Raw genomic sequence first — 22,165 nt, forward strand, 5'->3', positions numbered from 1 at the left:
CCGACCGACACGACCCCGGACAATCAAGGAGTGACATGCGCCTGCGCACCCTCGTCGCCGCCCTCGGCGCCGTCGCCCTCGCGAGCACGCTCGTGACCGCGAGCCCGGCCACGGCCGACGACTTCAGCAAGCCCGACCGCGGGTTCGCCCCACCGAACACCGTCCTGGCCGACGCCACCCCGCAGAGCCTGGGGCTCGACCCGGCGCCCATCGACGAGTCCGTCGCCCAGATCCGCGCCCACGAGCAGCCCGACGCGTCGGGGCACCCGCTCTTCGCCGGCGCCGTCGGGATCATGGGCCACGAGGGGAAGATCGTCGAGCGCGACGCGTCGGGCTGGGCCCTCCGGTACGCGAACGCGACGACCGAGCTGCCCCGCGAGCAGTGGGTGCCGATGCGCACCGACACGATCTTCGACCTCGCGTCGGTGTCGAAGCTGTTCACCTCGCTCGCGGTCGTCCAGCTCGTCGAGGAGGGCAAGGTCGCCCTCGAGGCGCCTGTCGCCACCTACCTTCCCGAGTTCGCGGCGAACGGCAAGCAGTCGGTGACCGTGCGCCAGCTGCTGACACACACGTCGGGCTTCACGTCGTGGCTGCCGCTCTGGAGCAGGTACCCCGACAAGGCGTCGCGGATCAAGGCCGTCATGGACCAGCCGCTGACCAACCCTCCGGGCACCACCTACCTCTACAGCGACCTCAACCTCATCACGCTCGGCGTCATGGTCGAGAAGCTGCGCGGAGAGTCGCTCGACCGGGTCGTCCACGACCGCATCACCGCACCTCTGGGCATGACCGACACCGGCTACAACCCCACCGACAGGGAACGCACCGCCGCCACCGAGTACCAGTCGGCGCCGCCGCGGGGACTGGTGTGGGGTTCGGTGCACGACGAGAACGCGTGGTCGCTCGGCGGCGTCGCGGGCCACGCCGGCGTCTTCTCGACCGTCGACGACCTGGCCCGCCTCTCGCAGGCGCTGCTCAACGGCGGCACCTACGAGGGTCACCGCATCCTGTCGCGCAAGAGCGTCGAGTCGCTCATCACGAACGTCAACGGCGACTTCCCGGGCGACGACCACGGCCTCGGCTTCGAGCTGAACCAGCGCTGGTACATGGACGCCCTCTCGGGTCCGCGCACCGCGGGTCACACCGGCTACACCGGCACCTCGATCGTCATCGACTTCACGAGTCGCTCGTTCGCGATCCTACTCACCAACCGGGTCCACCCGTCGCGCAGCTGGGGCTCGGTCAACGGCGCCCGGCGCGAGTGGGCGCACGGGCTCGCCGCGTCGATGGGCATCCGGCCCCGGCACGGCGACACCGCCTGGTTCACCGGCGGGCAGAACGCGACGACCTCGACGCTGACGACACAGCCGCTGCCCGTGCCGGCCGCCGGGGCCCGCCTCGGCTTCGAGCTGTTCCTCGACCCCGAGGAGACCGACCTGCTCCACCTCGAGCGGTCGACCGACGGTGGCGCGACGTGGACACCGGTGGCCTTCGAGCTGCGCGACCGCGGCACGACCGAGACGGCCGACGGCGTCGTGTCCGGCTCGGGCACCCGGCGGTGGGCCCAGGCCCGGGCCGACCTGCCGGCGGGCACCCAGCTCGTGCGGTGGCGGCACGTCACCGACGGCGGCTACCTCGGGCGCGGCGTCGCCGTCGACGACATCGAGGTCTCCGGACCGGGCGGCATCCTGCTCGACGGCGAGAAGACGCCCGGCGCGTTGACCCCCGACGGGTGGGCGCTCCAGGGTCGCGAGACCGTAGCGTAGGCCCATGCCGAGGACTGACGACCGCGCCGAGGACCGAGCCGCGGACGGCCCGGCACAGCCCGGAAGGCCCGCCGGCGCTCCCCTGCTCATCCGCCTTCGCGGCATCCGCCCGTCGCTGTCGCCCGCCGAGGACCGCGTCGCCGAGATCGTGCTCGCCGACGCGCGTCGGGCCGCGGGGCTGACGATCAGCGAGCTCGCGAGCGCCGCGAGCACGTCGGAGACGACCGTGCTGCGCTTCTGCCGGCGGCTCGGGCTGCCGGGCTACCCGCAGCTGCGGCTCGCGCTCGCCGAGGAGTCGGCGCACCCGCGCAGCCTGTCGCGCGGCGACACCGACATCAGCGCGAGCGACACGATCGACGACATCATCGCCAAGGTGGCCTTCACCGACGCGAGCGCCGTCGAGGAGACGGCCCAGGGCCTGGACCGTGACGCCCTGACGTCAGCGGCCGCGGCCATCGCGCGCGCCGGACGCGTCGACGTCTACGGCATCGGCGCGTCGGCGATCGTCGGCACCGACCTGCAGCAGAAGCTGCACCGCATCGGTGTCGTCGCGTTCGCCTGGAACGACCCGCACATCGCCCTGACGAGCGCGACGTTGCTGCGCAAGGGCGACGTCGCCGTCGGCATCTCGCACTCCGGGACGACGGCGGAGACGATCGAGGCGCTGGCGGCCGCCCGCTCGAACGGGGCCACGACGATCGCGATCACCAACTTCCCGGTGTCGCGGCTCGCCGAGGGTGCCGACATCATCCTCGCCACGGCGGCACGCGAGACGAGCCTGCGCTCGGGCGCGACGGCCAGCCGCATCGCGGCGCTCACGGTCGTCGACTGCCTGTACATCGCCGTGGCCCAGCGCAACCTGCGCAGGGCCCGCAAGGCCGTGGCCGAGACCCGCGAGGCCGTCGCGGGCCACCACCTCCCCGACTGACGCGTCCCGGCGTCCGAGGGCTGCGTCCGGCGGACCCGTCCGTCGTGACCTGAATGTGACTCATTTACACCATTGACGCTCGTGGCGTAGGAAACTAACCTCGCCACCGTGAGCAGCGAGGTGACCGTGCACGCCCCCACCGAGGAGCGCCATCCGGGGACGAGGTCCATCGACACGCACACGTCGCTCGGCATCCTGCGCGCCCTCAACGCCGAGGACGCCACGGTGCCCGGCGCCGTCGCCGCGATCCTGCCCGAGCTCGCCCTCCTCGTCGACCGTGCCGTCGACTCGCTGCGCGCGGGTGGCTCCGTCCACTACTTCGGCGCCGGCACCTCGGGCCGCCTCGCCGTCCTCGACGCCGCCGAGCTGCGCCCCACCTTCAACGCCCCCGAGGGTCTCGTCGTCGCCCACCACGCAGGCGGCCCTGCCGCACTGCTCCGGGCCGTCGAGAACGTCGAGGACGACGCCGAGCTCGGCCGCGCCGGGGCCGGCGTCCTGCGCCCCGGCGACGTCGCCATCGGCCTGACTGCCTCGGGCCGGACGCCGTTCGTGCGCGGTGCGCTCGAGCGCGCCCGCGAGATCGGGGCCACCACCGCGCTCGTCACGGCCAACCCGCAGGCCGAGCTCGCCGACCTCGCCGACCACCTGCTCGCCGCAGACACCGGGCCGGAGGCGCTCACCGGGTCCACGCGCCTCAAGGCCGGCACCGCCCAGAAGCTCGTCCTCAACTCGTTCTCGACCGCGCTGATGATCCGCCTGGGCCGCACGTGGTCCAACCTCATGGTCGACGTCGTCGCGACGAACGCCAAGCTGCGCGGACGCGTCGTGCGCATCCTCCAGGAGGCCACCGGCGCCGGCGAGGACGCCGCCCGCGACGCCCTCGACGCCGCCGGCGGTGAGCTCAAGCCGGCGCTGCTGTCGATGCTCGCGGAGGTCGACGCCACCACGGCACGCGACGCCCTCGAGGACCACGAGGGTTCGGTCGCCCGCGCCCTCATGGCCCTCACCAGCCCCGCACCTCCCCACCCCACGCCCCACCCCACGCCCCACCCCACGCCCCACCCCACGCCCGACCCCGCAGGGACATCCCGACAGGAGCAGTCATGACCCCCGCCCTCCCCCGCACCGGCCCGTCGCGGTCCCGCCGCCGCACCGTCCTGGCGCTCGCCGCCGTCTCCGGCGCCCTTCTCGTCGGGGCGTGCTCGCCCTCGTCCAGCGGCTCGGGCGCCGGCGGTGACGGCGGCAAGGTGACGCTGACCGTGTGGTCGTGGCGCGTCGAGGACGAGGCCGCCTACAAGAAGATCTTCGCGGCCTACGAGAAGGCCCACCCGGGGGTCACCGTCGACTTCAAGGCGTTCAAGGCGACCGAGTACAACAAGATCCTCGCCACCGGCCTCGCGGGGTCGGACGGCCCGGACGTGCCGCAGGTCCGCTCCTACGGCCAGCTCCAGACCACGGTCGCGAGCAAGTCGCTGCTGCCCCTCGACGGCAAGGTCGACCTCACCGGTTGGGACGAGAACGTCGTCGCGAGCGCCAAGGGCAAGGCGGACGGCAAGACCTACTCCGTCCCGCTCGCCCGCCAGACGGTCCAGATGTTCTACAACCAGGGCCTGTTCGACAAGAACGGCCTCAAGGCGCCGACCACGTGGGACGAGTTCATCGCCGCCAACGACAAGCTCGCAGCCGCCGGCGTCACCCCGATCGCCGTCGGCGCCAAGGACGACTGGACGCTGCCGATCGTCCACGAGGTGCTCGCCGCTCCCCGCTTCGGCGGCAAGGCCTTCCAGCAGGAGGTCCAGAGCGGCCAGAAGTCCTTCACCGACCCCGACTGGGTGGCCTCGGTCAAGGTCGTCGGCGACCTCGCCAAGTACATGCCCAAGAACGTCACCGGCGTCGCCGCCACCGACGCCCAGACCCTCTTCTCGGCCGAGAAGGCCGCGATGATCCCGGGTGGGTCCTTCGACCTCGGCGTCCTCGAGAAGGCCAACCCGAACGTCAAGATCGGCGTCTTCCAGGTGCCGCCGCCCCCCGGCTCGCCGAGCGGGTCCGCGGCGACGACGGCAGGATGGGCCGATGGCAACTTCGCGGTCTCGGCCAAGTCGAAGCACCCGAACGAGGCCACGGAGCTCGTCAAGTGGATGACCTCCAAGGAGTTCGGGCAGATGGTCGCCGACGACATCAAGCAGATCTCCGCGGTCCCGGGCGTCGACCCGTCCGACCCGCTGCTCAAGCAGATGAGCGACAACTACACGAGTTCCGGCTCGCCGTACCTGCTGCTCACCGACTTCCGCTACGGCTCCCCGTCGGGCACCGACCTGCTCGGCAAGGGCCTGCAGGAGCTGCTCCTCGGCTCCAAGGACGCCACGGCCGTCAGCTCCGAGCTCGACTCGGGCGTCAAGACCTGGTTCAAGCCGAGCGCCTGAGCGCCCGCTCGCGGCATCACCCGAGCCAGCCACGCACCACCGTCCGGCCGGCACCCCACCCGCCGGCCGGACGGTACCTCGTGCACCACCCGCCGCCCTCGCGACGGCTCCCTCTGCCACACCCCGTCCCGACCCCCACGAGGAGGTCCTCATGAGGCGTCGCACCGGACTGCTGTTCCTCACCCCCGCGCTCGCGCTCTTCGCGGTGTTCGTGCTCTACCCGATGCTCACGGCGTTCTCGTACGCCTTCTTCGACTGGGAGGGCACGGCGCGCGGCACCTTCGCCGGTGTGAACAACTTCGTCACCCTGTTCACGCGGGCGCCGTTCACCACCGACCTGCCTCGGGCGCTGCTGCACAACGTGCTCTTCTTCGTCGGCACGATGCTCATCCAGAACACGATCGGCCTCAGCGTCGCCTACCTGCTGCACACGCGGCCGCGCACGCGTCGGATGCTCCAGACGCTGTACGCGATGCCCTACCTCGTGAGCCCGATCGTCATCGGCTACCTCTGGACGCTGCTCCTGTCGCCGACGTTCGGGCCGGTCAACACCCTGCTGACCAACATCGGGCTCGAGTCGTGGGCCCTGCCCTGGCTCGGCGACCCGAAGACCGCCCTGTGGGTCGTCATCCTCGTCAGCGTCTGGCAGTGGATCGGCTTCCCGGTCCTGCTCTACGGCGCGGCGCTCGGCGGCGTCCCCGAGGAGCTGACCGAGGCCGCCCGCGTCGACGGGGCCTCGCACCGCCAGACGTTCTTCCGCATCACGCTGCCGCTGCTCGTGCCCGCCATCGGCACGGTGTCGGTGCTGACGTTCATCTTCGCGATGGAGGCGTTCGCGCTGCCGTATGCGTTCGGTGGCTCCACCGGGAACCCGGCCGGCGCCACCGACTTCGTGTCGCTGCTCTTCTACCGCACCGCCTTCGACTCGGGCGCCACCGACGCGATCGGCAGCTCCTCCGCCCTGGCCACGGTGCTGTTCGTCATCATCTTCGGCGGGGCGTACGCGGCCACGGCCGTGCTCCGCCGGCACGAGCGGAGGATCACCGCATGACCACGGCCGTCGTCACCCCCGAGTCGTCCGAGGTCGCGGCCCGCGAGGCGCTCCCGCGTTCGGCCGGGCGCCCCGGTCCGCGTCGCCCGTCAGGCCCCGGCCGGGCCGTCGGCGGGGCCGGGGCGAGCATCCTGCTCTGGGGCTATGCCGCCCTGGCTCTCGTGCCGCTCCTGCTCATGGTGAGCAACTCGTTCCGCTCCAACTCCGACCTCATCACCGACCCCCTCGGGCTGCCCTCGCCGCCCACAACGGCCAGCTACGTCGAGGCCTGGACCACAGGCAACTTCGCGACGTACTTCGGCAACTCCCTCGCCGTCACGGTGGGCGCCGTCGCCATCTCGACGGCCGTGTCGACGATGGCGGCCTACGCGCTGGCCCGCGGACGCTCGCGGGTGTTCCGCTGGTTCGAGTCGCTCTTCCTGTCCGGCCTCATGCTGCCGATCCACCTGGCGATCCTGCCGATCTTCTACCTCTTCGACGGTCTCGGCCTCATCGACTCGCGCTTCGGCCTGTCCCTCATGTACGCCGCCTCTGGCGTCCCGTTCTCGATCTTCGTGCTCACGACGTTCTTCCGGCAGCTGCCCGCCGACCTCGAGGAGGCGGCGTCCCTCGACGGCGCCAACCAGTGGCAGACCTTCTGGCGGATCATGGTGCCGCTCGTGCGCCCGGCCGTCGCCACCGTGGCGGTCTTTCGCTTCGTACCGATCTGGAACGACTTCCTCTTCCCGCTCGTGCTCCTGCGCCGTGAGGACAAGTACACGCTGCCGGTGGGGCTCACGAGCTTCTTCGGCGAGAACGCGACGAACTACTCCGCCGTCTTCGCCGGGCTCGTCATCACGACCATCCCGCTCATCCTGCTGTTCCTCGTGGCCACGAAGCAGATCGTGGCGGGCTTGACCGCCGGCATGGCGAAGTGATCGGCTCGCCTGCGTGGCGCGTGCGAGCGGGGGTCCGGGCAGTGTCGTGCTGAGGCGCGTCGTGGCTGTCGACGTCGGTGGGTCGGGGTTGAGGCTCACGAGTGTCGACGCGTCAGCCTCCGTCGACGCGTCGCCGACCATCCGCACCGCCGATGGAGTTCGCCTCGGCGCCAACGGGATCGACGTACCGGCGCTCGTGGCGTCAGCGCGTGGGCTGCTGTCCGATGCGGATGCGGATGCGACCGGGGCTGACCTGTCCGACGCCGTCGTCGTGTGGTCGATGCGTGGCCTGCTCTTCCTCGCCGACCGCGAGGCCGTCCTCGACGCCGTCGCGACCGGGCTGCGGGCCCGGCACACCGTCGTCGTCAGCGACGCCGTCGCCAACCTCGTCGGGGCGCTCGGCGGGGTCCGGCCGGGTGCCGTCGTCGCCGCCGGCACGGGAGCGGTCGCCTTCGGCACCGACTTCGCTGCGCACTGGAACCGCGTCGACGGGTGGGGCCACGTGCTCGGCGATGCCGGCTCGGCCGCATGGGTGGGGCTCGAGGGCCTGCGCGCGGCCCTGCGCGCGCTCGACGGGCTGCCCGGGGGCTCGCCCGCGCTGCTCGACGCGGCCACCACGCTGCTCGGCGACCCTGCCGGGTGGCCGCGACTCCTCATGACCGGGGCCGATGCCCCAGAACGGCTCGCGTCCGTGGCACCGCTCGTGACGGCGGCCGCCGGGTCCGACGCCGTGGCGGGGCGGGTGTGCGTCGACGCCGGTCGCTCGCTCGCCGAGTCGCTCGTCGCCGCCGCGGCCGGGCTCGCCGACCCGACGCTCGTCGCCTCGGGCGGGCTGCTCGCGGCACCCGAGGTGGCCGGCGCGCTCGACGCCGAGCTCGCCGCGCGAGGACTCACCCGCACGCCGGCCCGGGGTGGGGCCCTGCAGGGCGCGCTCGCCCTCGGGCTCCGGCTCGCAGCCACCGGCCGCGTCCCCGAGCACCCGGCCTACCTCCTGCAGCGGCCGCGTCGGTTCTCGGGCGGCTGAGGAGGCAGGCCGGGCGGTCGCGCAGCCGGCCGGGAGGCGGCCACGCGACCCCCCGTGGGAGGGTCTGGAGGAGCGTCGCGGTCAGTCGTCCGAGCCGCCGGACCCGCCGTCGTCGCCACCGTGGTCACCCGCGTCGCCGGAGTCGTGGCCGGAGTCGTGGCCGCCCTGGTGGTCGCCCTGGTGGTCGCCCGAGTGCTCGGTCGCGTCGTCGCCCGAGTCGTGGGAGTCGCCGGTCGAGGTCTCGTCGTTCGCGTCCTCGCCCTGGTCGTCGGACGTGTCGTGGCTGCGGGGCGGCTCCGCCGCAGACGTGCCGGTGCCCCCGGCGTGCGAGACCGCAGCGGCCCGAGCCGACCGGTGCGCCGTGCGCTTCTCGACGCCCTTCTTCCTCGCAGCCGCAGCCGTCGCCTGCCCGTGGGCCGCAGCCTCGGGAAGGGTCTTCGGCTCGGAGGTCTTCGGGGCCTCCGGCGTCTCCGTGGCCTCGGGAGTCTCCGTCTCCGCCGGCTCGCTCGTTTCCGTCTTCGCCGGCTCGGGAGCCTCGGACGTCTCGGTCGCCTCCGGCGTCTCGTCGGCGGCCGGGGTGGTCGCGACCACGGGAGTGGGTGCCGGGGTGTGGTCGGAGGCGGCCGCGATGCCGCCTCCGGTCATCGCCGCAGCGATGACGATGCCGCCGACGCCGAGGACGATCTTGCGCTGGACGAGCCGCTGCTTCATGGGTTTCGGTCCTTCCGTGGGTGGAGGCCCGACCGGGGCCGGGTGCGCCCGTACATTGCCGCCCGAACATCGAGCGTTACGCCTGATGCGCGAGTAATGTCCGGTTCCACCACCCACGCGGACCCCACCACGCGGACAGGACATGGACGAGCCACTGCTGCGCGACGCCGTGCGACGAGGCCGGTCGGGCGATCCCGACGCGGTGGAGTCCGTGCTGGCCGAGTTCCGGCCGCGCATCCACCGCTACTGCGTCACGCGCCTCGGTGACGAGCTCGCCGAGGACGTCACCCAGGAGACCTGTCTCGCACTGGCGCACGCACTGCCCGGCTACGAGGAGCGCGGGGTCCCGTTCAGCAGCTTCGTCTTCGGCATCGCTGCGAACAAGGTCTCGATGGCCCGACGCTCGCTGGCCCGGGCCCGGGAGTTCGCCGGCGTGGTGCCCGACGCCGCCTCGGCCGAGCCGACGCCGGAGCAGCGCGCCGTCACGGGCGATGACCTGTCGCGGGCGCTGGCACCGCTCGGTGGACTACCCGAGCGCCAGCGCGAGATCCTCCTGCTCCGGGTCGTCGACGGCCTGTCCGCCGACGAGGTGGCGAGCCTTCTCGGGATGACGTCCACCGCCGTGCGGGTGGCGCAGCACCGCGCCCTGCGCGCCCTGCGCCGACGGCTCGAGGAGGACGCGTCATGACCTTTCCCGAGCCGTTCGCCTCGGTCCACGCCGACGACCTCCTTCTCGACAGCCTCGCCGCACGGCGGGACCCCGAGACCGCATCGAAGGACCGTGCGGCTGAGGCGCTCCTGCGCCTGGCCAGGGCGGCCGACGACGCCGCGGGCAACGCGGACGCAACGTCCAGCCCGTCGACCGGAACCGACTCGGGCCCAAGGGTGCTCGCGGGAGGTGCGCCGGGCCCTTCTGCCACGGCGCGGAGGCAGCGTCATGCGGTCATCGGCTCGCGCCTCCTCGTCGCCGCCGCGGCATCGGTCGCGCTCGGGATCGTCCCCGCCGCGCACGACACGCCGCCGCCGCTGCCGTCGTCCGTTCTGCCTGCTGCGCCCGTGGCGCTGGTCCGGGCGCAGGCCCTCGTCGCGGAGGCCCAAGGGCTCGTCTCGCCGCCCGACGCGGAACCGACGACGGGGGGCCTGGACCGTGCCGAGTCGTTGCTCGCGGAGGCCGCCGGCGTCCTCGACGGGGTGCGCGACCCCGTCGGCGGCACGCTCGGCGTCGACGCCGTCCGCGCCCGGATGGCGGGCGTCGCCGACGCCCTGGCCGTTGCCCGTCACCGGCTCGAGGCGCCCGCCGGTGTCGTGGAGCCTCTCGGGGGTGCTGGCGCCGGCCCCACGACCGCCTCCGTCGCGGCCGTCCGTGGCTCCGCTCGTGCCGCGGGCGTGACCGGCAGTGCCGCATCCGGCGGCCCACGCACGTCGGGACCGGGCTCGCGCGACGGCAGGCGTGCCGGCTCTCGCGTCGACGGCGCGGACGCCGGGGACGCCGGCCGGACGCGGACAGGCGGGGGCACCAGCGGGAGCACCGCTGGGCACGACGCGTCGGAGTCGTCCGACGCCGGACGACCCACCGACACCGAGCACTCGGGCGGCCGCGTCGGGGACGGCGAAGAGCCGGAGGCCGAGCACGCCTCGGGGTCGAGCAGCCAGCCGTCGACGACGCGGGACCGGTCGGGCTCCGACGCCGGCTCCGGCGAAGGCTCGGATGCCGGATCCGACGACGGCGCAGGCGAACCCGGCTCGGGCGGCGACGACGGCCACGGGTCCGACTGAGGGTCACCCCGCACAGGGACGCGTGCGGTGGCGTCAGCGGGTCAGATCGCGCGAGGAGATGTCGACGCCCCGGGCCCTGGTCCTCGTCGGTCGCGGCGTCTGGTGCGGGACGTCCACCGGCAGGCGCACCTCGAACCGGCAGCCCACCGGTGGCGCGGGTCCGGGGCGGGCATCAGGCCTGCTCGCGTCGGCCGCGTCGACGACGCCGCCGCCGGAGTCGACGTTCGCGACGGCCACGCTACCGCCGTAGGCGCCGACGACGGCGCTGACGATCGCCAACCCCAGCCCGGCGCCCGCGGTCCCGGTGGGGGTCCGGGCCGGCGACCCGCGGAAGCCGGCCTCGAACACGCGTGGCAGCACGTCGTCGGCGATGCCTCCGCACGCGTCCGTCACCGCGAGGACGGCGTCCGTGCCCTCGACCGACAGGTCGACCCGCACCGTGGTGCCGGGGGCGGTGTGCCGCACGGCGTTGGCGACCAGGTTGTCGACGACCCGGGTCAGGTCTCGGGCGTCGAGGGTCGCCGTCGGCGCGCCTGACGTGGCGCCCACCACCGACACCCCGACGCGTGCCGCCACCGGGCGTGCCGCCGCGACGACGTCCGACACGAGGTCGGACAGGTCGACCACGGTGCGTTCGCGGGCGACGCCGCCGGCGCTGATGCGTGACAGGTCGAGCAGGTCACCGACCATCGCGTCGAGCCGCCCGATCTCGCGTCGCAGCTGGGCGAAGGCCCGGGCCGGGTCGGGGGCGACGCCGTCCTCGAGGGCATCGGTCAGTGCCTGGATCGCGGCGAGCGGGCTGCGCAGGTCATGCGACACCCAGGCGACGAGCTCGCGCCGGCGCTCCTCGACCGACTGGTCGCGCAGCCGGGCCTCCTCGGCCCGCGACACGGCCCGGCCGAGGTGCTGCACGTGCCGGGCGATGGCCCAGCCGGCGGCGACGGCGACGGGGACGGTCGCGAGCAGGCTGATGAGCACAAGCCAGGAGTCGTGCTCCGAGAGCAGCATCGCGCGGGAGCTCGTGTAGATGCCGGCACCCACCGCGAGGACGACGACGAGCGGGGCGCCCACCGCCGCCACGACCGCCGCGCGCACCGTCGGACGGCGGGTGGCGAACCGGACGAGGAGAACCCCCACGACCCCGACGACCGTCGCGACGCCCGCGGAGACGAGGACGGCCTGGACCCCGGCGCCGTCCATCACGAGGCCGCCGGCGCGTCGGGCGACGTGGAGTCCCAGCGGTAGCCCACGCCGAAGACGGTGACGAGGCGGCGGGGCGCGCCCGGGTCGGCTTCGACCTTCTCGCGCACGCGTCGGACGTGGACGGTCACCGTGGACTCGTCGCCGAACTCCCAGCCCCAGACCGACCGCATGAGGTCGGTGCGGGTGAACACCCGTCCCGGGTGTGCCACGAACCACGTCAGCAGGTCGAACTCCCTCGTCGTCAGGGCCGCCTCCACGCCGCCGAGGTGAACGCGACGCCCGGCCACGTCCACGGCGAGGTCGCCGTCGACGAGCACCTCCCTTGGGGGCGGCCCGCCGAGGCCGTCCGGGTCGGTTCCGGGCCCGCCGGCCGCAGGCCCCGCCGCCGCTCGGGCACGGCGCAAGATGGACTGCACCCGCAGCACGAGCTCACGCGGGCTGAACGGTTTCGTGACGTAGTCGTCCGCGCCGAGCTCGAGGCCGGCGATGCGGTCGTGCTCCTCGCCGCGCGCCGTGAGCATGACGACCGGCAGGTCCGGGTGCAGCCGGCGCAGGCGCCGGCACACCTCGAGGCCTCCCAGCCCGGGAAGCATGACGTCGAGCAACACGAGGTCGGGACGACGCCGCACGACAGACGCAACGGCGTCACGACCGTCGGGCACCACCTCGACGCCCAGACCTGCCCGGTCGAGGTACGCGGCGACGACGCCGGACACGGTCGTGTCGTCCTCCACCACGAGCACGGTCTCCACCGGCTCAGGATAGGTCTCCGCCGCCGCTCTCCACCGCTCCCGAGGGCGCCGGGCCGGGCACGTCAGCACCTCGTAAGGACGCCGTAACGACGACGTCATGGAGTCCGCGTGCCACGCGGACTTCAATCGGAGTCAACCCGGTCGTCCGACCGGCTCACGAGGAGAAACCATGAAGCACAAGCGAATCCGTCACATCGCAGCAGCGGCATCCGCCCTTCTCGCCGGCGGCGCTGCCATGGCGACGATCGCCGCAGCCCCGGCGTCCGCCGGGGTCTCCGGCCCTGCCTTCTACGTCGACCACGTCCTCTACCGCACCGTGGCGACGCCGACCGACCTCTCCGGCACCGGCGCTCCCGAGAGCAGCTACGACACGATCTACAGCTTCGGCGCCCTCCAGCGCAGCGTGGCCACCTCGGCCCCCGGCTACCGCGACTTCAACGGCGGACGATGGGCCGTGCACGCGGTCACCGCCCCACACGGCTACGCCGCTGCCCTCGCCTCCGGAGACCTGGACGGCAACGGCGTCATCGACGCGACGAACGAGGTCGTCGCCGCCCTGACCGCAGGGGACCTCGTCGACACCGGCGTCGTCAAGCGGTTCGTGTGCACCGTCAACCGCGTGCCGGCCTCACAGGCCTGACCCGGTCGGCGCGATCGGTCCCGGGACGGGACGCGCGAGGGCCCGCTCGACGTCGACCGTCGAGCGGGCCCCTCACCCTCCCAGGTGAATCCGCGTCAGCGCAGCGGGTTGAACGGGCGCAGCGGTTCGGGCGTGGCGCCTGTGACGATCTGCTCGGCGAGCAGGCGACCGGTGACCGGACCGAGCGTGATGCCCCACATGCCGTGACCGCCGGCGACGAAGACCTTCGGGCTGCGGGTGGCACCGATGAGCGGCAGGCCGTCGATGGTGCAGGGGCGCGAGCCGACCCACTCGTCCTGGCGGTGGTCGAGGTCGGCGCCCTTGAGCAGCGGGCGGGCCGACTCGACGATGGCGCCGATGCGGCGCTGGTCGAGCGCGGCCTCGGGCTGGCGGAACTCCATCATGCCGGCGACGCGGAGGCGGTCGCCGACCGGCGTGCACGCGACGCGTGCGGCCGGGAAGTAGACCGGGCCGTTGGGCAGGTCCTCGACCTCGACGCTGAAGGAGTAGCCCCGACCGGCCTGCACGACCCGCTTGACGCCGAGCTCCCGCGCCAGCTTGCCGAGCCACGCGCCGGTGGCGACGACGACGGAGTCGTACTGCTCGGCCTGCCCGAAGTCGTTGGTGACGACGACGCCGGCGGCGTTGTCGGTGATGGACGTGACGGCACTGCCGGTGACGATCTTGCCGCCGCGGGCAGTCACCGAGTCGGCGAGCGCGGCCACGTAAGCGCCCGGGTTGATGAAGCGCTGGCCGTGCAGCACGATCGCGGCACCGATCTGGTCGGACAGGGCCGGCTCGATGGCGCGGGCCTCGTCGCCGGAGAGGACGTCGAAGGTGATGTCGCCGCCCGAGGCGTGGATGTGCTCAATCTCCTCGAGCAGGGTCTGGCGCTCCTCGGCGGTGCGGTACGCCGCGGTGAACGACTTCGCCTCGTAGGTGTCGGCGTCGACGCCCCCGGCCTTGAGCAGGTCGAAGCTCTGCAGCGACAGGTCGTTGACCGGCACCAAGGCGCCCATGGCCTTCTTCCAGGCCGTCATCGTGCTGTGGCGGGTGAAGCCGGTGACGAAGCGCAGGAAGTCGGGGCGGGCGCTCGGCGGCACGTAGACGGGCGAGCTCGGGCTGAACACGGCGCGCAGGCCGTACTTGAGCACGGCCGGCTCGGGCAGCGGCGTCGCGATGCCCGGCGTCAGCCAGCCGGCGTTGCCCCAGGACGCGCCGGCGGCGACACCCTCGCGGTCGATGACGGTGACCTCGACGCCGCGCTCCTGGAGGAACCAGGCGGTGGCGAGCCCGACCATGCCGGCACCGACGACGGCGACGCGCTCGGGGGCGCGGTGCGCCGACGGGACGGACGGGGTGGCAGCAGCCATGGGGTCGACTCCTGGTCGTGAGCGGTCGTGAGCGGTCGTGAGCGGTCGTGAGCGGTGATCCGTGCTGGGTGGGCGCCGGTGGGGTGGCGCCCACGACCATGGTGGGGCCGGTCGAGCAGGCGCCCGTGGTGCTGGCTCGCCAGACTTCAGGCGGATCGTCGTGCGCTGGGCACAACGGCCGTGGCACCATGGAGCCATGGCCACGCCCCGTGGCGCCTCGAGCCGCGCCGCCACCCGCACGTCCTCGACGAGCTCGGTCGGGCTGCCCGTCGCCCAGCTCGTCGGCACCATCGGCGGCGGCCTGCTGACGGTCGTCGTGGACGCCGGTGGGCGGACTGTCGACGACGTCACCCTTGCCGAGCCCGGCTCCGGCGTCTTCGGCCAGGCCGGGGACCTGCTGCTCGGCGTCGGCGTCGACCGCCCGGCTGACGCCGCTGCCCTCCTCGAGGGTGCTGCGGGCGTCGACGTCGGGGCCGTGGTGCTGCGTCGCGCCGCGGCGCGCAACCAACAGGTGCGTGCGGCAGCGAGGCGGCACGGCGTCGCCCTCGTCGAGCTGGCCGACCACGCGTCGTGGGCCCATGTCGTGTGGTTGCTGCGCGGCGTGCTCGACCGGGCCGCGAGCGGACCCGCGGTGCGGGCCGAGGGACCCGTGCTCGACGAGCTGTTCGCGCTGGCCGACGCGTGCGCCGCCCTGGTCGGCGGCCCCATCACCATCGAGGACACCCAGTCGCGCGTCCTCGCCTACTCCTCGACCCAGGCCGTCTCCGACCCGGCGCGCGTCTCGACGATCGTCGGCCGCCGCGTGCCCGACGAGGTCATCGCCTCGCTTCGCGGTCGCGGTGTCTTCCGGCGCCTGGCGCGGTCCGACGAGCCGTTCTTCGTGCCGGCGGGCCGCGACCTCGGCGCGCGCCTCGTCGTCCCGGTACGCGCCGGCACCGAGTGGCTCGGATCGATCTGGGCGGTCGTCGACGAGGAGCCGCCCGAGGCCGTGCGCCGATCGCTGGCGCAGACGGCGTCGGTCGTGGCCCTGCACCTGCTCCGGCTGCGCTCGCAGGCCGACCTCGCGCGACGCGTGGCCGCCGACCGGGTGCGGGCCGTCCTCAGCGGCGACAGCCTCGAGGCCGAGGGCTGGCTGCCCCCGCCGCCGTGGCGGGTCGCCGTGTTGGCCGGCGCCCACGAGCAACCGGCCGACACCGGGGCCGGCTCGTCGTCGGCGGCGACCGGCACCGCGGACCGCGAGCTCGACGTGTGGGAGTCCGCGGCGCGTCGCCGGTCGTGGCGCCAGCCGCTCCTCGCGATCTTCGACGGCGTCGCACTCGCCCTCGTCCGCGACGTGCCGGGCGATGCGACCCCTGGCACGTGGGAGTGGCTGCTCGGCGTCGTCACCGAGGTCGCCGGCGTCACGCCCACCGCGACCGCGAGCGCCGGCGGGCGCGTCTCCCGCGTCGCGCAGCTCGACCGCTCACGGCGCGAGGCCACCGAGGTGCAGCGGCTGCGCGACGCCGGACGCGTCACCGCCACGACGGTCACCGTCGAGGACGCCTGGGCCGCGGTCACCAACGCCCGGGCGCTGAGCGGCATCTGGACCGAGGAGCTGCTCGGGCCGGTCGAGTCGCTGCGCCTGCACGACGAGGATCACGGCACCGCCTACCTGTCCACGGTCGCTGCCTGGCTCGACCACCCCGGCGACCCGCGCGCCGCTGCCCGAGCGGTGCACGTGCACCCGAACACGCTGCGCTATCGGATGCAGCGGCTCTCCGACGTCGTCGACCTCGACCTGCACGACCCCGAGACGCGCCTCGCGCTGCGCCTGCAGCTGCGCGCCCTGGGCCACTGACGGGTCAGTCGCCGAGCTCGACGATGCCGTCCGCCCCGACGCGGAAGTTGGGGTTGTGCACGAAGTCCCAACGGAACCCGTCGGGGTCGGCGACACAGGCACTGGTGCCGCCCCACTCGCGTCGGGCCGGCGTCGTGACGCTCGTGGCCCCGGCCGCGACGGCGGCGTCATGGAGGCGCGCGACGTCGGAGGCACCGGCGACGTTGTGCCCCAACGACATCGGGGGCGCCTGGGTGCCGTGCCCGACGTCGCCGTACTCGCTCGGCATGGACGTGACGTTCCACAGCGCGAGCAGCTGGCCGGGGGCGCACTGGACGAAGGCGATCTCGCCGGGCACGTCCAGGACGGACCGGAAACCGAGGCCGTCGACGTAGAAGGCGCGCGACGCCTCGACGTCGCGAACCCCGAGGGTGATGGCGCTGATGTCCGGAGTCGTCATCCCCCGACCCTAGGACGCACCACCGACGGCGCAGCGAACCTCAGCCCGGGACGGACCGTCCGGCAGTGCCCGGGAAAAAGTGAGGGAGGGGCACAGCGCAGCACCCCTCCCCCGTGTCATCGACCGGTTCCCCCTGGTCCCGGCCGGTCAGTGCCCACCGCCGAGCAGCTCGCGGACCTCGGACTCGCGGTACCGGCGATGACCGCCGAGCGTGCGGATCGAGGTGAGCTTGCCGGCCTTGGCCCAGCGGGTGACCGTCTTCGGGTCCACCCGGAAGAGGGCCGCGACCTCAGCAGGCGTGAGCAGTTTTTCGGTGTCGTGCCGATCCTGAGTCGTCATTGTCATATCCCCACCACCCTGTCGCTAGGTGCAGCGACACGCATGTGCCCCAACCGGGGCTCAGTAAAGCAAGGGTAAAGTCTCGAGCGGCTGAATGGCAGTTAAACCCCGAAAAGTCTCAAATCGGCGCGCGATCCGGAGCGATGGTGTATACCACGCGAGGGTCCCCACGGGGGCGCCGTGCCTGCCCGACTCTTCGCCCGGGCGGCATCCTCTCGGGTCTCCGCCTCCGGTGGGGCCCGGGCGTCGGGCCGTGCGACGTGGCGTGCGTCACGTCTCGTCACGGTGAAGAAGCACCCGGCGTTGCGCGGGGCACCGGCGACCGCCACTGCCGCGGGCGCGGGCGCGTCATCGACGCGTGAGCCTCGCGTCATCCGCTCGTCACCTCGCCGGCCCCAGGGCGCCGCCACATCCTCCCCTGTCGACGGCAGCTGCCCAGCCGGAATGCGGGGTGGGCGCGGGCGCGATTTGCCTCACTCATGTAGCGTTAGCACCACGAGAACACACACATTCCCGGGACCGCTACGCAGACATCGACGAGCCATCCGGCTCTTCGAGGCGCGATGCCGTCCCGGCACGACGCACGAGGGGGTCACGCCATGGGGCGCGGCCGAGCCAAAGCCAAGCAGACCAAGGTCGCACGGCAGCTCAAGTACTACACACCCGACACGGACTTGAGCGCGCTGGAGCGTGAGCTGCACGGACCGTCGCAACGCGACGTCTCCAACCAGCCACAGTCCGTCGACGACGAGTACGACGAATACGGGAAGTGGGTCTCGGGCGAGCGCTGAGCTCGTCCTCCCTCTTCCGTCTGCACCTCGTGCGTCGGGTGTTCCCACCCGGCGCGCGATCAGTGCTGAGATCTAGTCAGCTGACACCCGCCGGCCGGCACCAGTGGCCGGGTCGCGTCTGAGTGACACCTGGAGGCCCGCACACCCTTCATGGTGTGCGGGCTTCGTCATCCCCCGGCGCACGCCGTGCCACCCTGCGTAGCCGTGTCGTCGGCCCCCCGTCGGCGCCAAGCGGCGCCGCCGGACGTCAGGGCGCCGGGTGCTGCCCGACGACCTGCACGGCGCCACCGTCGACGCCCTTGGCGCCACGGACCACCTCGACGTCGCGCTCGAGCATGCCCGTCGAGACAGCGGACTCCTCCGTCGTCACCTCACCGAGGCGCCAGGCGGTGATGCCCATGGCCCCGCTCAGCTCGATGGCGCGGTCGGCGTGCGCCTCGGGCAGGACGGCGACGAACCCGACGCCCTGGTTGAGGGTGCGCTCGATGTCGGCCTGCGGCACGCGTCCGAGGTCCTGGACGGTGCGGAAGACCGCGGGGGGCGTCCACGTCGAGCGGTCGAGCCGGGCGAAGGTGCCCGTGGGCAGGACGCGCGCCAGGTTGGCCGCGAGCCCGCCGCCGGTGACGTGGCTGAGGGCGTGCATCTCGACGGCGTCGTCGCCGATGATCGACAGCAGCGGCCTGGTGTAGAGGCGGGTCGGCTCGAGCAGCTCCTCGCCGAGGGTGCGTCCGAAGTCGTCGACGTGCCGGTCGAGGGCCCAGCCGGCGCTCGCGACGACGCGGCGCACGAGGCTGTAGCCGTTGCTGTGCAGGCCGCTGCTCGCCAGGGCCACGACGACGTCGCCGTCGGCCACCCGCTGCGGGCCCAGCACGTCGGCGAACTCGACGACGCCGGTGGCTGCGCCCGCGACGTCGTACTCGTCGGGCTCGAGCAGGCCCGGGTGCTCGGCGGTCTCGCCACCGACGAGGGCCACGCCGGCCTCCTCGCAGGCGCGGGCGATGCCGCCGACGATGGCGGCGATCCGCTCGGGCACGACCTTGCCCGTGGCGATGTAGTCGGTCATGAAGAGCGGTTCGGCCCCGCAGACGACGATGTCGTCGACGACCATGCCGACGAGGTCGAAGCCGATGGTGTCGTGCCGGTCGAGGGCCTGGGCGATGGCGACCTTGGTGCCGACGCCGTCGGTGCTGGTGGCGAGGATCGGACGCGTCATGCGCGCGATGGCGCTGGCGTCGAACATCCCGGCGAAACCGCCGAGCCCGCCGACCACCTCGGGCCGGGTCGCGCGACGGACCGACTCCTTCATCAGCTCGACGGCCTTGTCACCCGCCTCGACGTCCACTCCGGCTGAGGCATACGTGATGGGGGCGTCGCTCACGGCCCCAGCCTACCGGCGCCCGAGCACACCCCCGACGCCCGTCCATCGCCCCGCCGCACTCCCTCTCCCCGCCTCCCCGCCTCCCCGCCTCCCCGCCTCCCCGATTCGAGGTATTCCGCGACCAGATGCGGTCGCGGAATACCTCGACCCGCGTTTCCACACCTGCCTGGCCCGGCTGCAGCCCGTCCACAGCCCAGATGGCGCCGGTTCCGCGCCGGCCGACGACCGGGCCACGGTCGGCGGGTGAAGGGACCAGAGCGACGAGCGCTGGCGCAGGTGGTGGCCGCGCCCACGGGTGGCGTCACGTCTCGCGACGCCCTGCAGGCCGCGGGACTGAGCTACGTCGACATCCGGACCGAGATCCGTGCGGGTCGCTGGAGGGGCCACGGAGTCCAGACCGTGGCGACGCACACGGGTCCTCTCGACGTCGATGCACGGCGCTGGTGCGCGATCTGGGAGACCGGCATCGGGGTCACGGCGCTTGACGGAGCCACTGCGCTCCAGGTCGCAGGGCTCCGGAGCTACGTCGACGAACGGATCCACGTGTCAGTGGTCCACACCGCGTCGGTCAAGCGACTGCCGGACGTCCGCCTGCACAAGGTGATCCGACGGCTGCCGGACGAGCTCGCGTCCTCCGACCTTCCGCGCACGAGACCGGAGGTCGCCGCCGTGCGCGCGGCGTCATGGGCGACGTCGGACCGCCAGGCGGCGCTGGTCCTGCTCATGACGACGCAACAGAGGCTGGCGACGCCGGAGCAGATGCTCGAGATCACGGCTCGCATGCCGGGCCGTCGGCGCCGCGGGTTCATAAAGCGCGTTCTGCTCGACGCCGCCGACGGCGTGCAGTCCTTGGGCGAGCTCGACTTCGCCCGGATGTGCCGCGCCCGAGGGCTTCCCGAGCCCAGCAGACAGGTCGTGCGACGAGGCCCGCGAGGCCGGATCTACCTGGATGTGCGGTGGGAGGCGTCTCGTCTCGTCGTGGAGGTCGACGGCGCCCAGCATCGCGAGGGGCTCAACGTCACCGCCGACAACCTGAGCCGCAACGCGGTCACGCTCGGCAACGACCGCGTCCTGCGGATCGACCTGGTCGGGCTGCGCCTCTACGAGGACGCGTACCTGCACCAGGTCCGCCTCGGCCTGTCCCTGTGAGTCGATCGAGGTATTCGACGACCAGATACGGTCGCGGAATACCTCGACCCGAGCGGGATGGTGTCAGGGGTGTCGGAGGGCGTTCTCGCCGCCGGCGGAGACGCCGAGCGTGACGCCCTCGACGTCGACGGACCGGTCGTGGCCGGTGCGCACCGTCAGCGGGAGGGTCTCGAGCACGTGCTTGCCGATCTGGCCGTCCTCGGGCAGCTCGATCGGGTACCGGCCGGTGAAGCACGCCGTGCACAGCTGCTCGCGCGGCTGGTTCGTGGCCCCGATCATGCCCTCCTCGGAGATGTAGCCGAGCGAGTCGGCGCCGATCGAGGCGCGGATCTCCTCGGTGCCGAGGCCGGTGGCGATGAGCTCGGCACGCGTCGCGAAGTCGATGCCGTAGAAGCACGGCCACTGCACGGGCGGCGAGGAGATGCGCACGTGCACCTCGGCGGCGCCGGCCTCGCGAAGCATCCGGATCTGGGCCCGCTGGGTGTTGCCGCGCACGATCGAGTCGTCGACGACGACGAGGCGCTTGCCGCGGATCGTGTGCTCGAGCGGGTTGAGCTTGAGCCGGATGCCGAGCTGCCGCAGCGTCTGCGACGGCTGGATGAAGGTGCGTCCGACGTAGGCGTTCTTGACGAAGCCTTGCCCGAACGGGATGCCCGACTCCTGCGAATACCCAACAGCCGCAGGCACGCCCGACTCGGGCACACCGATGACGAGGTCGGCGTCGACGGAGTGCTCGCGCGCCAGGACGCGGCCCATCTCGACGCGCGCCTCGTGCACGACGCGGCCGCGGATGACGGCGTCGGGGCGGGCGAGGTAGACGTACTCGAAGACGCAGCCCTTGGGCTGGGGCTCGGCGAACTTGTGCGAGCGCAGGCCGTTCTCGTCGATGGCGATGAGCTCGCCGGGCTCGACCTCGCGGATGACGGAGGCGCCGATCGTCTGCAGCGCTGCGGTCTCGGAGGCGACGACCCAGCCGCGCTCGAGGCGGCCGAGCGCGAGCGGGCGCACGCCCCACGGGTCGCGGGCGGCGTACAGCGTCTGCTCGTCCATGAAGACGAACGAGAACGCGCCGCGCAGCTTCGGCAGGAGGTCGAGGGCGGCCTGTTCGGGGGTGCGGTCCTCGTCGGCAGCGAGCAGCGTCGTGACGAGCGCGGTGTCGGAGGTGTTGCCGCGGGCGAGCTCGCCGGTGACGCGGGTGCCGCCGAAGTGCTCGTCGACGAGGGCGCGCAGCTCGACGGTGTTGATGAGGTTGCCGTTGTGGGCCAGGGCCAGCGTGCTGTGGCCCGTGCCGCCGAGGGTCGGCTGCGCGTTCTCCCACGTCGACCCGCCGGTCGTCGAGTAGCGGGTGTGGCCGATGGCCAGGTGCCCGCGCAAGGAGCTGAGGGCGGTCTCGTCGAAGACCTGCGACACCAGCCCCATGTCCTTGTAGACGAGGATCTTCTCGCCGTCGCCGGTGGCGATGCCCGCCGACTCCTGCCCCCGGTGCTGCAGCGCATAGAGCCCGAAGTACGTCAGCTTCGCGACGTCCTCTCCCGGGGCCCAGACGCCGAAGACCCCGCAGGCATCCTGCGGGCCCTTCTCGCCGGAGATGAGGTCATGGTTCAGTCGACCGTCGCCGCGTGCCACGGGCCCAGTGTCGCACAGGCCCGAGGGCCCGCCCGACGCGTC

The 22,165-nt window shown here is 73.1% G+C and carries 21 protein-coding genes; 13 read left to right on the plus strand and 8 right to left on the minus strand.

Annotated features, from left to right (window positions below; genetic code table 11):
- Positions 1-35: 35 nt before the first annotated feature.
- The 7 genes from AC3A5R_RS07180 to AC3A5R_RS07210 all read left to right on the plus strand — a co-directional run bounded on the left by AC3A5R_RS07180 (position 36) and on the right by AC3A5R_RS07210 (position 8,109).
- Positions 36-1,766 (plus strand): serine hydrolase domain-containing protein, encoded by a 1,731-nt coding sequence (locus AC3A5R_RS07180; protein WP_487620038.1) that lies wholly within the window; start codon positions 36-38, stop codon positions 1,764-1,766.
- Positions 1,767-1,770: 4 nt separating this feature from the next.
- Positions 1,771-2,694 (plus strand): MurR/RpiR family transcriptional regulator, encoded by a 924-nt coding sequence (locus AC3A5R_RS07185; RefSeq protein WP_487620039.1) that lies wholly within the window; start codon positions 1,771-1,773, stop codon positions 2,692-2,694.
- 108 nt (positions 2,695-2,802) lie between these two features.
- Positions 2,803-3,801 carry an N-acetylmuramic acid 6-phosphate etherase gene (locus AC3A5R_RS07190; protein WP_487620040.1) on the plus strand — a complete coding sequence of 333 codons (999 nt, stop codon included), beginning with the start codon at positions 2,803-2,805 and terminating at the stop codon, positions 3,799-3,801.
- Positions 3,798-5,117, plus strand: coding sequence for an ABC transporter substrate-binding protein (locus AC3A5R_RS07195; protein WP_487620041.1), 1,320 nt, complete (start codon positions 3,798-3,800; stop codon positions 5,115-5,117). Before AC3A5R_RS07190 ends, AC3A5R_RS07195 begins: the two co-directional genes overlap by 4 nt.
- A gap of 151 nt (positions 5,118-5,268) precedes the next feature.
- A complete protein-coding gene (locus AC3A5R_RS07200; protein WP_487620042.1) occupies positions 5,269-6,168 on the plus strand; it encodes a carbohydrate ABC transporter permease in 900 nt (299 codons plus the stop codon).
- Entirely contained in the window at positions 6,165-7,085 is a 921-nt protein-coding gene (locus tag AC3A5R_RS07205) for a carbohydrate ABC transporter permease (RefSeq protein ID WP_487620043.1), read from the plus strand. Before AC3A5R_RS07200 ends, AC3A5R_RS07205 begins: the two co-directional genes overlap by 4 nt.
- An 88-nt stretch (positions 7,086-7,173) precedes the next feature.
- Entirely contained in the window at positions 7,174-8,109 is a 936-nt protein-coding gene (locus AC3A5R_RS07210; protein WP_487620044.1) for a BadF/BadG/BcrA/BcrD ATPase family protein, read from the plus strand.
- An 81-nt stretch (positions 8,110-8,190) separates the two neighbouring features.
- On the opposite strand, the gene AC3A5R_RS07215 is transcribed toward AC3A5R_RS07210, so the two are convergent.
- A complete protein-coding gene (locus AC3A5R_RS07215) occupies positions 8,191-8,820 on the minus strand; it encodes a hypothetical protein (RefSeq protein WP_487620045.1) in 630 nt (209 codons plus the stop codon).
- 142 nt (positions 8,821-8,962) lie between these two features.
- On the opposite strand from AC3A5R_RS07215, the gene AC3A5R_RS07220 reads away from it, so the two are divergent.
- Together AC3A5R_RS07220 and AC3A5R_RS07225 are read left to right on the plus strand one after the other, a co-directional pair.
- Positions 8,963-9,508 (plus strand): sigma-70 family RNA polymerase sigma factor, encoded by a 546-nt coding sequence (locus AC3A5R_RS07220; protein ID WP_487620046.1) that lies wholly within the window; start codon positions 8,963-8,965, stop codon positions 9,506-9,508.
- Positions 9,505-10,596: a hypothetical protein gene (locus tag AC3A5R_RS07225; RefSeq protein WP_487620047.1), complete on the plus strand. Its 1,092-nt coding sequence runs from the start codon at positions 9,505-9,507 to the stop codon at positions 10,594-10,596. The genes AC3A5R_RS07220 and AC3A5R_RS07225 overlap by 4 nt, the downstream gene beginning before the upstream one ends.
- A 33-nt stretch (positions 10,597-10,629) precedes the next feature.
- Here AC3A5R_RS07225 and AC3A5R_RS07230 read toward each other — a convergent pair whose 3' ends face one another.
- The gene (locus AC3A5R_RS07230; RefSeq protein WP_487620048.1) at positions 10,630-11,796 is read right to left on the minus strand and encodes a sensor histidine kinase; all 1,167 of its coding nucleotides are present in this window, start codon (positions 11,794-11,796) and stop codon (positions 10,630-10,632) included.
- Positions 11,796-12,551 (minus strand): response regulator transcription factor, encoded by a 756-nt coding sequence (locus tag AC3A5R_RS07235; RefSeq protein WP_487620049.1) that lies wholly within the window; start codon positions 12,549-12,551, stop codon positions 11,796-11,798. The genes AC3A5R_RS07230 and AC3A5R_RS07235 overlap by 1 nt, the downstream gene beginning before the upstream one ends.
- A 169-nt stretch (positions 12,552-12,720) precedes the next feature.
- Here AC3A5R_RS07235 and AC3A5R_RS07240 point away from each other — a divergent pair, with 169 nt between their 5' ends.
- Positions 12,721-13,191: a hypothetical protein gene (locus AC3A5R_RS07240; protein ID WP_487620050.1), complete on the plus strand. Its 471-nt coding sequence runs from the start codon at positions 12,721-12,723 to the stop codon at positions 13,189-13,191.
- 95 nt (positions 13,192-13,286) lie between these two features.
- Here the strand turns inward: AC3A5R_RS07240 and AC3A5R_RS07245 are convergent, their stop codons facing one another.
- On the minus strand, positions 13,287-14,564 hold the full coding sequence (locus AC3A5R_RS07245) for an NAD(P)/FAD-dependent oxidoreductase (RefSeq protein ID WP_487620051.1): 1,278 nt from the start codon (positions 14,562-14,564) through the stop codon (positions 13,287-13,289).
- A 196-nt stretch (positions 14,565-14,760) separates the two neighbouring features.
- On the opposite strand from AC3A5R_RS07245, the gene AC3A5R_RS07250 reads away from it, so the two are divergent.
- On the plus strand, positions 14,761-16,401 hold the full coding sequence (locus tag AC3A5R_RS07250) for a PucR family transcriptional regulator (RefSeq protein ID WP_487620052.1): 1,641 nt from the start codon (positions 14,761-14,763) through the stop codon (positions 16,399-16,401).
- A gap of 4 nt (positions 16,402-16,405) precedes the next feature.
- Here AC3A5R_RS07250 and AC3A5R_RS07255 read toward each other — a convergent pair whose 3' ends face one another.
- Positions 16,406-16,840: a VOC family protein gene (locus AC3A5R_RS07255; RefSeq protein ID WP_487620053.1), complete on the minus strand. Its 435-nt coding sequence runs from the start codon at positions 16,838-16,840 to the stop codon at positions 16,406-16,408.
- A gap of 147 nt (positions 16,841-16,987) precedes the next feature.
- On the minus strand, positions 16,988-17,179 hold the full coding sequence (locus AC3A5R_RS07260) for a BldC family transcriptional regulator (RefSeq protein WP_323102359.1): 192 nt from the start codon (positions 17,177-17,179) through the stop codon (positions 16,988-16,990).
- A gap of 599 nt (positions 17,180-17,778) precedes the next feature.
- On the opposite strand from AC3A5R_RS07260, the gene AC3A5R_RS07265 reads away from it, so the two are divergent.
- Positions 17,779-17,970, plus strand: coding sequence for a DUF3073 domain-containing protein (locus tag AC3A5R_RS07265; RefSeq protein ID WP_323102362.1), 192 nt, complete (start codon positions 17,779-17,781; stop codon positions 17,968-17,970).
- Positions 17,971-18,217: 247 nt separating this feature from the next.
- On the opposite strand, the gene purM is transcribed toward AC3A5R_RS07265, so the two are convergent.
- Entirely contained in the window at positions 18,218-19,348 is a 1,131-nt protein-coding gene (purM, locus tag AC3A5R_RS07270) for a phosphoribosylformylglycinamidine cyclo-ligase (protein ID WP_487620054.1), read from the minus strand.
- A 243-nt stretch (positions 19,349-19,591) separates the two neighbouring features.
- On the opposite strand from purM, the gene AC3A5R_RS07275 reads away from it, so the two are divergent.
- Complete coding sequence (locus AC3A5R_RS07275) at positions 19,592-20,497, plus strand: hypothetical protein (protein ID WP_487620055.1); 906 nt, start codon at positions 19,592-19,594, stop codon at positions 20,495-20,497.
- Positions 20,498-20,560: 63 nt separating this feature from the next.
- Here AC3A5R_RS07275 and purF read toward each other — a convergent pair whose 3' ends face one another.
- A complete protein-coding gene (purF, locus tag AC3A5R_RS07280) occupies positions 20,561-22,123 on the minus strand; it encodes an amidophosphoribosyltransferase (RefSeq protein WP_487620056.1) in 1,563 nt (520 codons plus the stop codon).
- Positions 22,124-22,165: the final 42 nt, after the last annotated feature.

The sequence above is a fragment of the Intrasporangium sp. Soil_C_50 genome (assembly GCF_057656595.1).

Bases quoted from the DNA above. Each gene is read 5' to 3' on its own strand.
- AC3A5R_RS07180 (WP_487620038.1), top strand. From the start codon at position 36: ATGCGCCTGCGCACCCTCGTCGCCGCCCTCGGCGCCGTCGCCCTCGCG.
- AC3A5R_RS07185 (WP_487620039.1), top strand. From the start codon at position 1,771: ATGCCGAGGACTGACGACCGCGCCGAGGACCGAGCCGCGGACGGCCCG.
- AC3A5R_RS07195 (WP_487620041.1), top strand. From the start codon at position 3,798: ATGACCCCCGCCCTCCCCCGCACCGGCCCGTCGCGGTCCCGCCGCCGC.
- AC3A5R_RS07200 (WP_487620042.1), top strand. From the start codon at position 5,269: ATGAGGCGTCGCACCGGACTGCTGTTCCTCACCCCCGCGCTCGCGCTC.
- AC3A5R_RS07205 (WP_487620043.1), top strand. From the start codon at position 6,165: ATGACCACGGCCGTCGTCACCCCCGAGTCGTCCGAGGTCGCGGCCCGC.
- AC3A5R_RS07215 (WP_487620045.1), bottom strand. From the start codon at position 8,820: ATGAAGCAGCGGCTCGTCCAGCGCAAGATCGTCCTCGGCGTCGGCGGC.
- AC3A5R_RS07220 (WP_487620046.1), top strand. From the start codon at position 8,963: ATGGACGAGCCACTGCTGCGCGACGCCGTGCGACGAGGCCGGTCGGGC.
- AC3A5R_RS07225 (WP_487620047.1), top strand. From the start codon at position 9,505: ATGACCTTTCCCGAGCCGTTCGCCTCGGTCCACGCCGACGACCTCCTT.
- AC3A5R_RS07230 (WP_487620048.1), bottom strand. From the start codon at position 11,796: ATGGACGGCGCCGGGGTCCAGGCCGTCCTCGTCTCCGCGGGCGTCGCG.
- AC3A5R_RS07240 (WP_487620050.1), top strand. From the start codon at position 12,721: ATGAAGCACAAGCGAATCCGTCACATCGCAGCAGCGGCATCCGCCCTT.
- AC3A5R_RS07245 (WP_487620051.1), bottom strand. From the start codon at position 14,564: ATGGCTGCTGCCACCCCGTCCGTCCCGTCGGCGCACCGCGCCCCCGAG.
- AC3A5R_RS07250 (WP_487620052.1), top strand. From the start codon at position 14,761: ATGGCCACGCCCCGTGGCGCCTCGAGCCGCGCCGCCACCCGCACGTCC.
- AC3A5R_RS07255 (WP_487620053.1), bottom strand. From the start codon at position 16,840: ATGACGACTCCGGACATCAGCGCCATCACCCTCGGGGTTCGCGACGTC.
- AC3A5R_RS07260 (WP_323102359.1), bottom strand. From the start codon at position 17,179: ATGACGACTCAGGATCGGCACGACACCGAAAAACTGCTCACGCCTGCT.
- AC3A5R_RS07265 (WP_323102362.1), top strand. From the start codon at position 17,779: ATGGGGCGCGGCCGAGCCAAAGCCAAGCAGACCAAGGTCGCACGGCAG.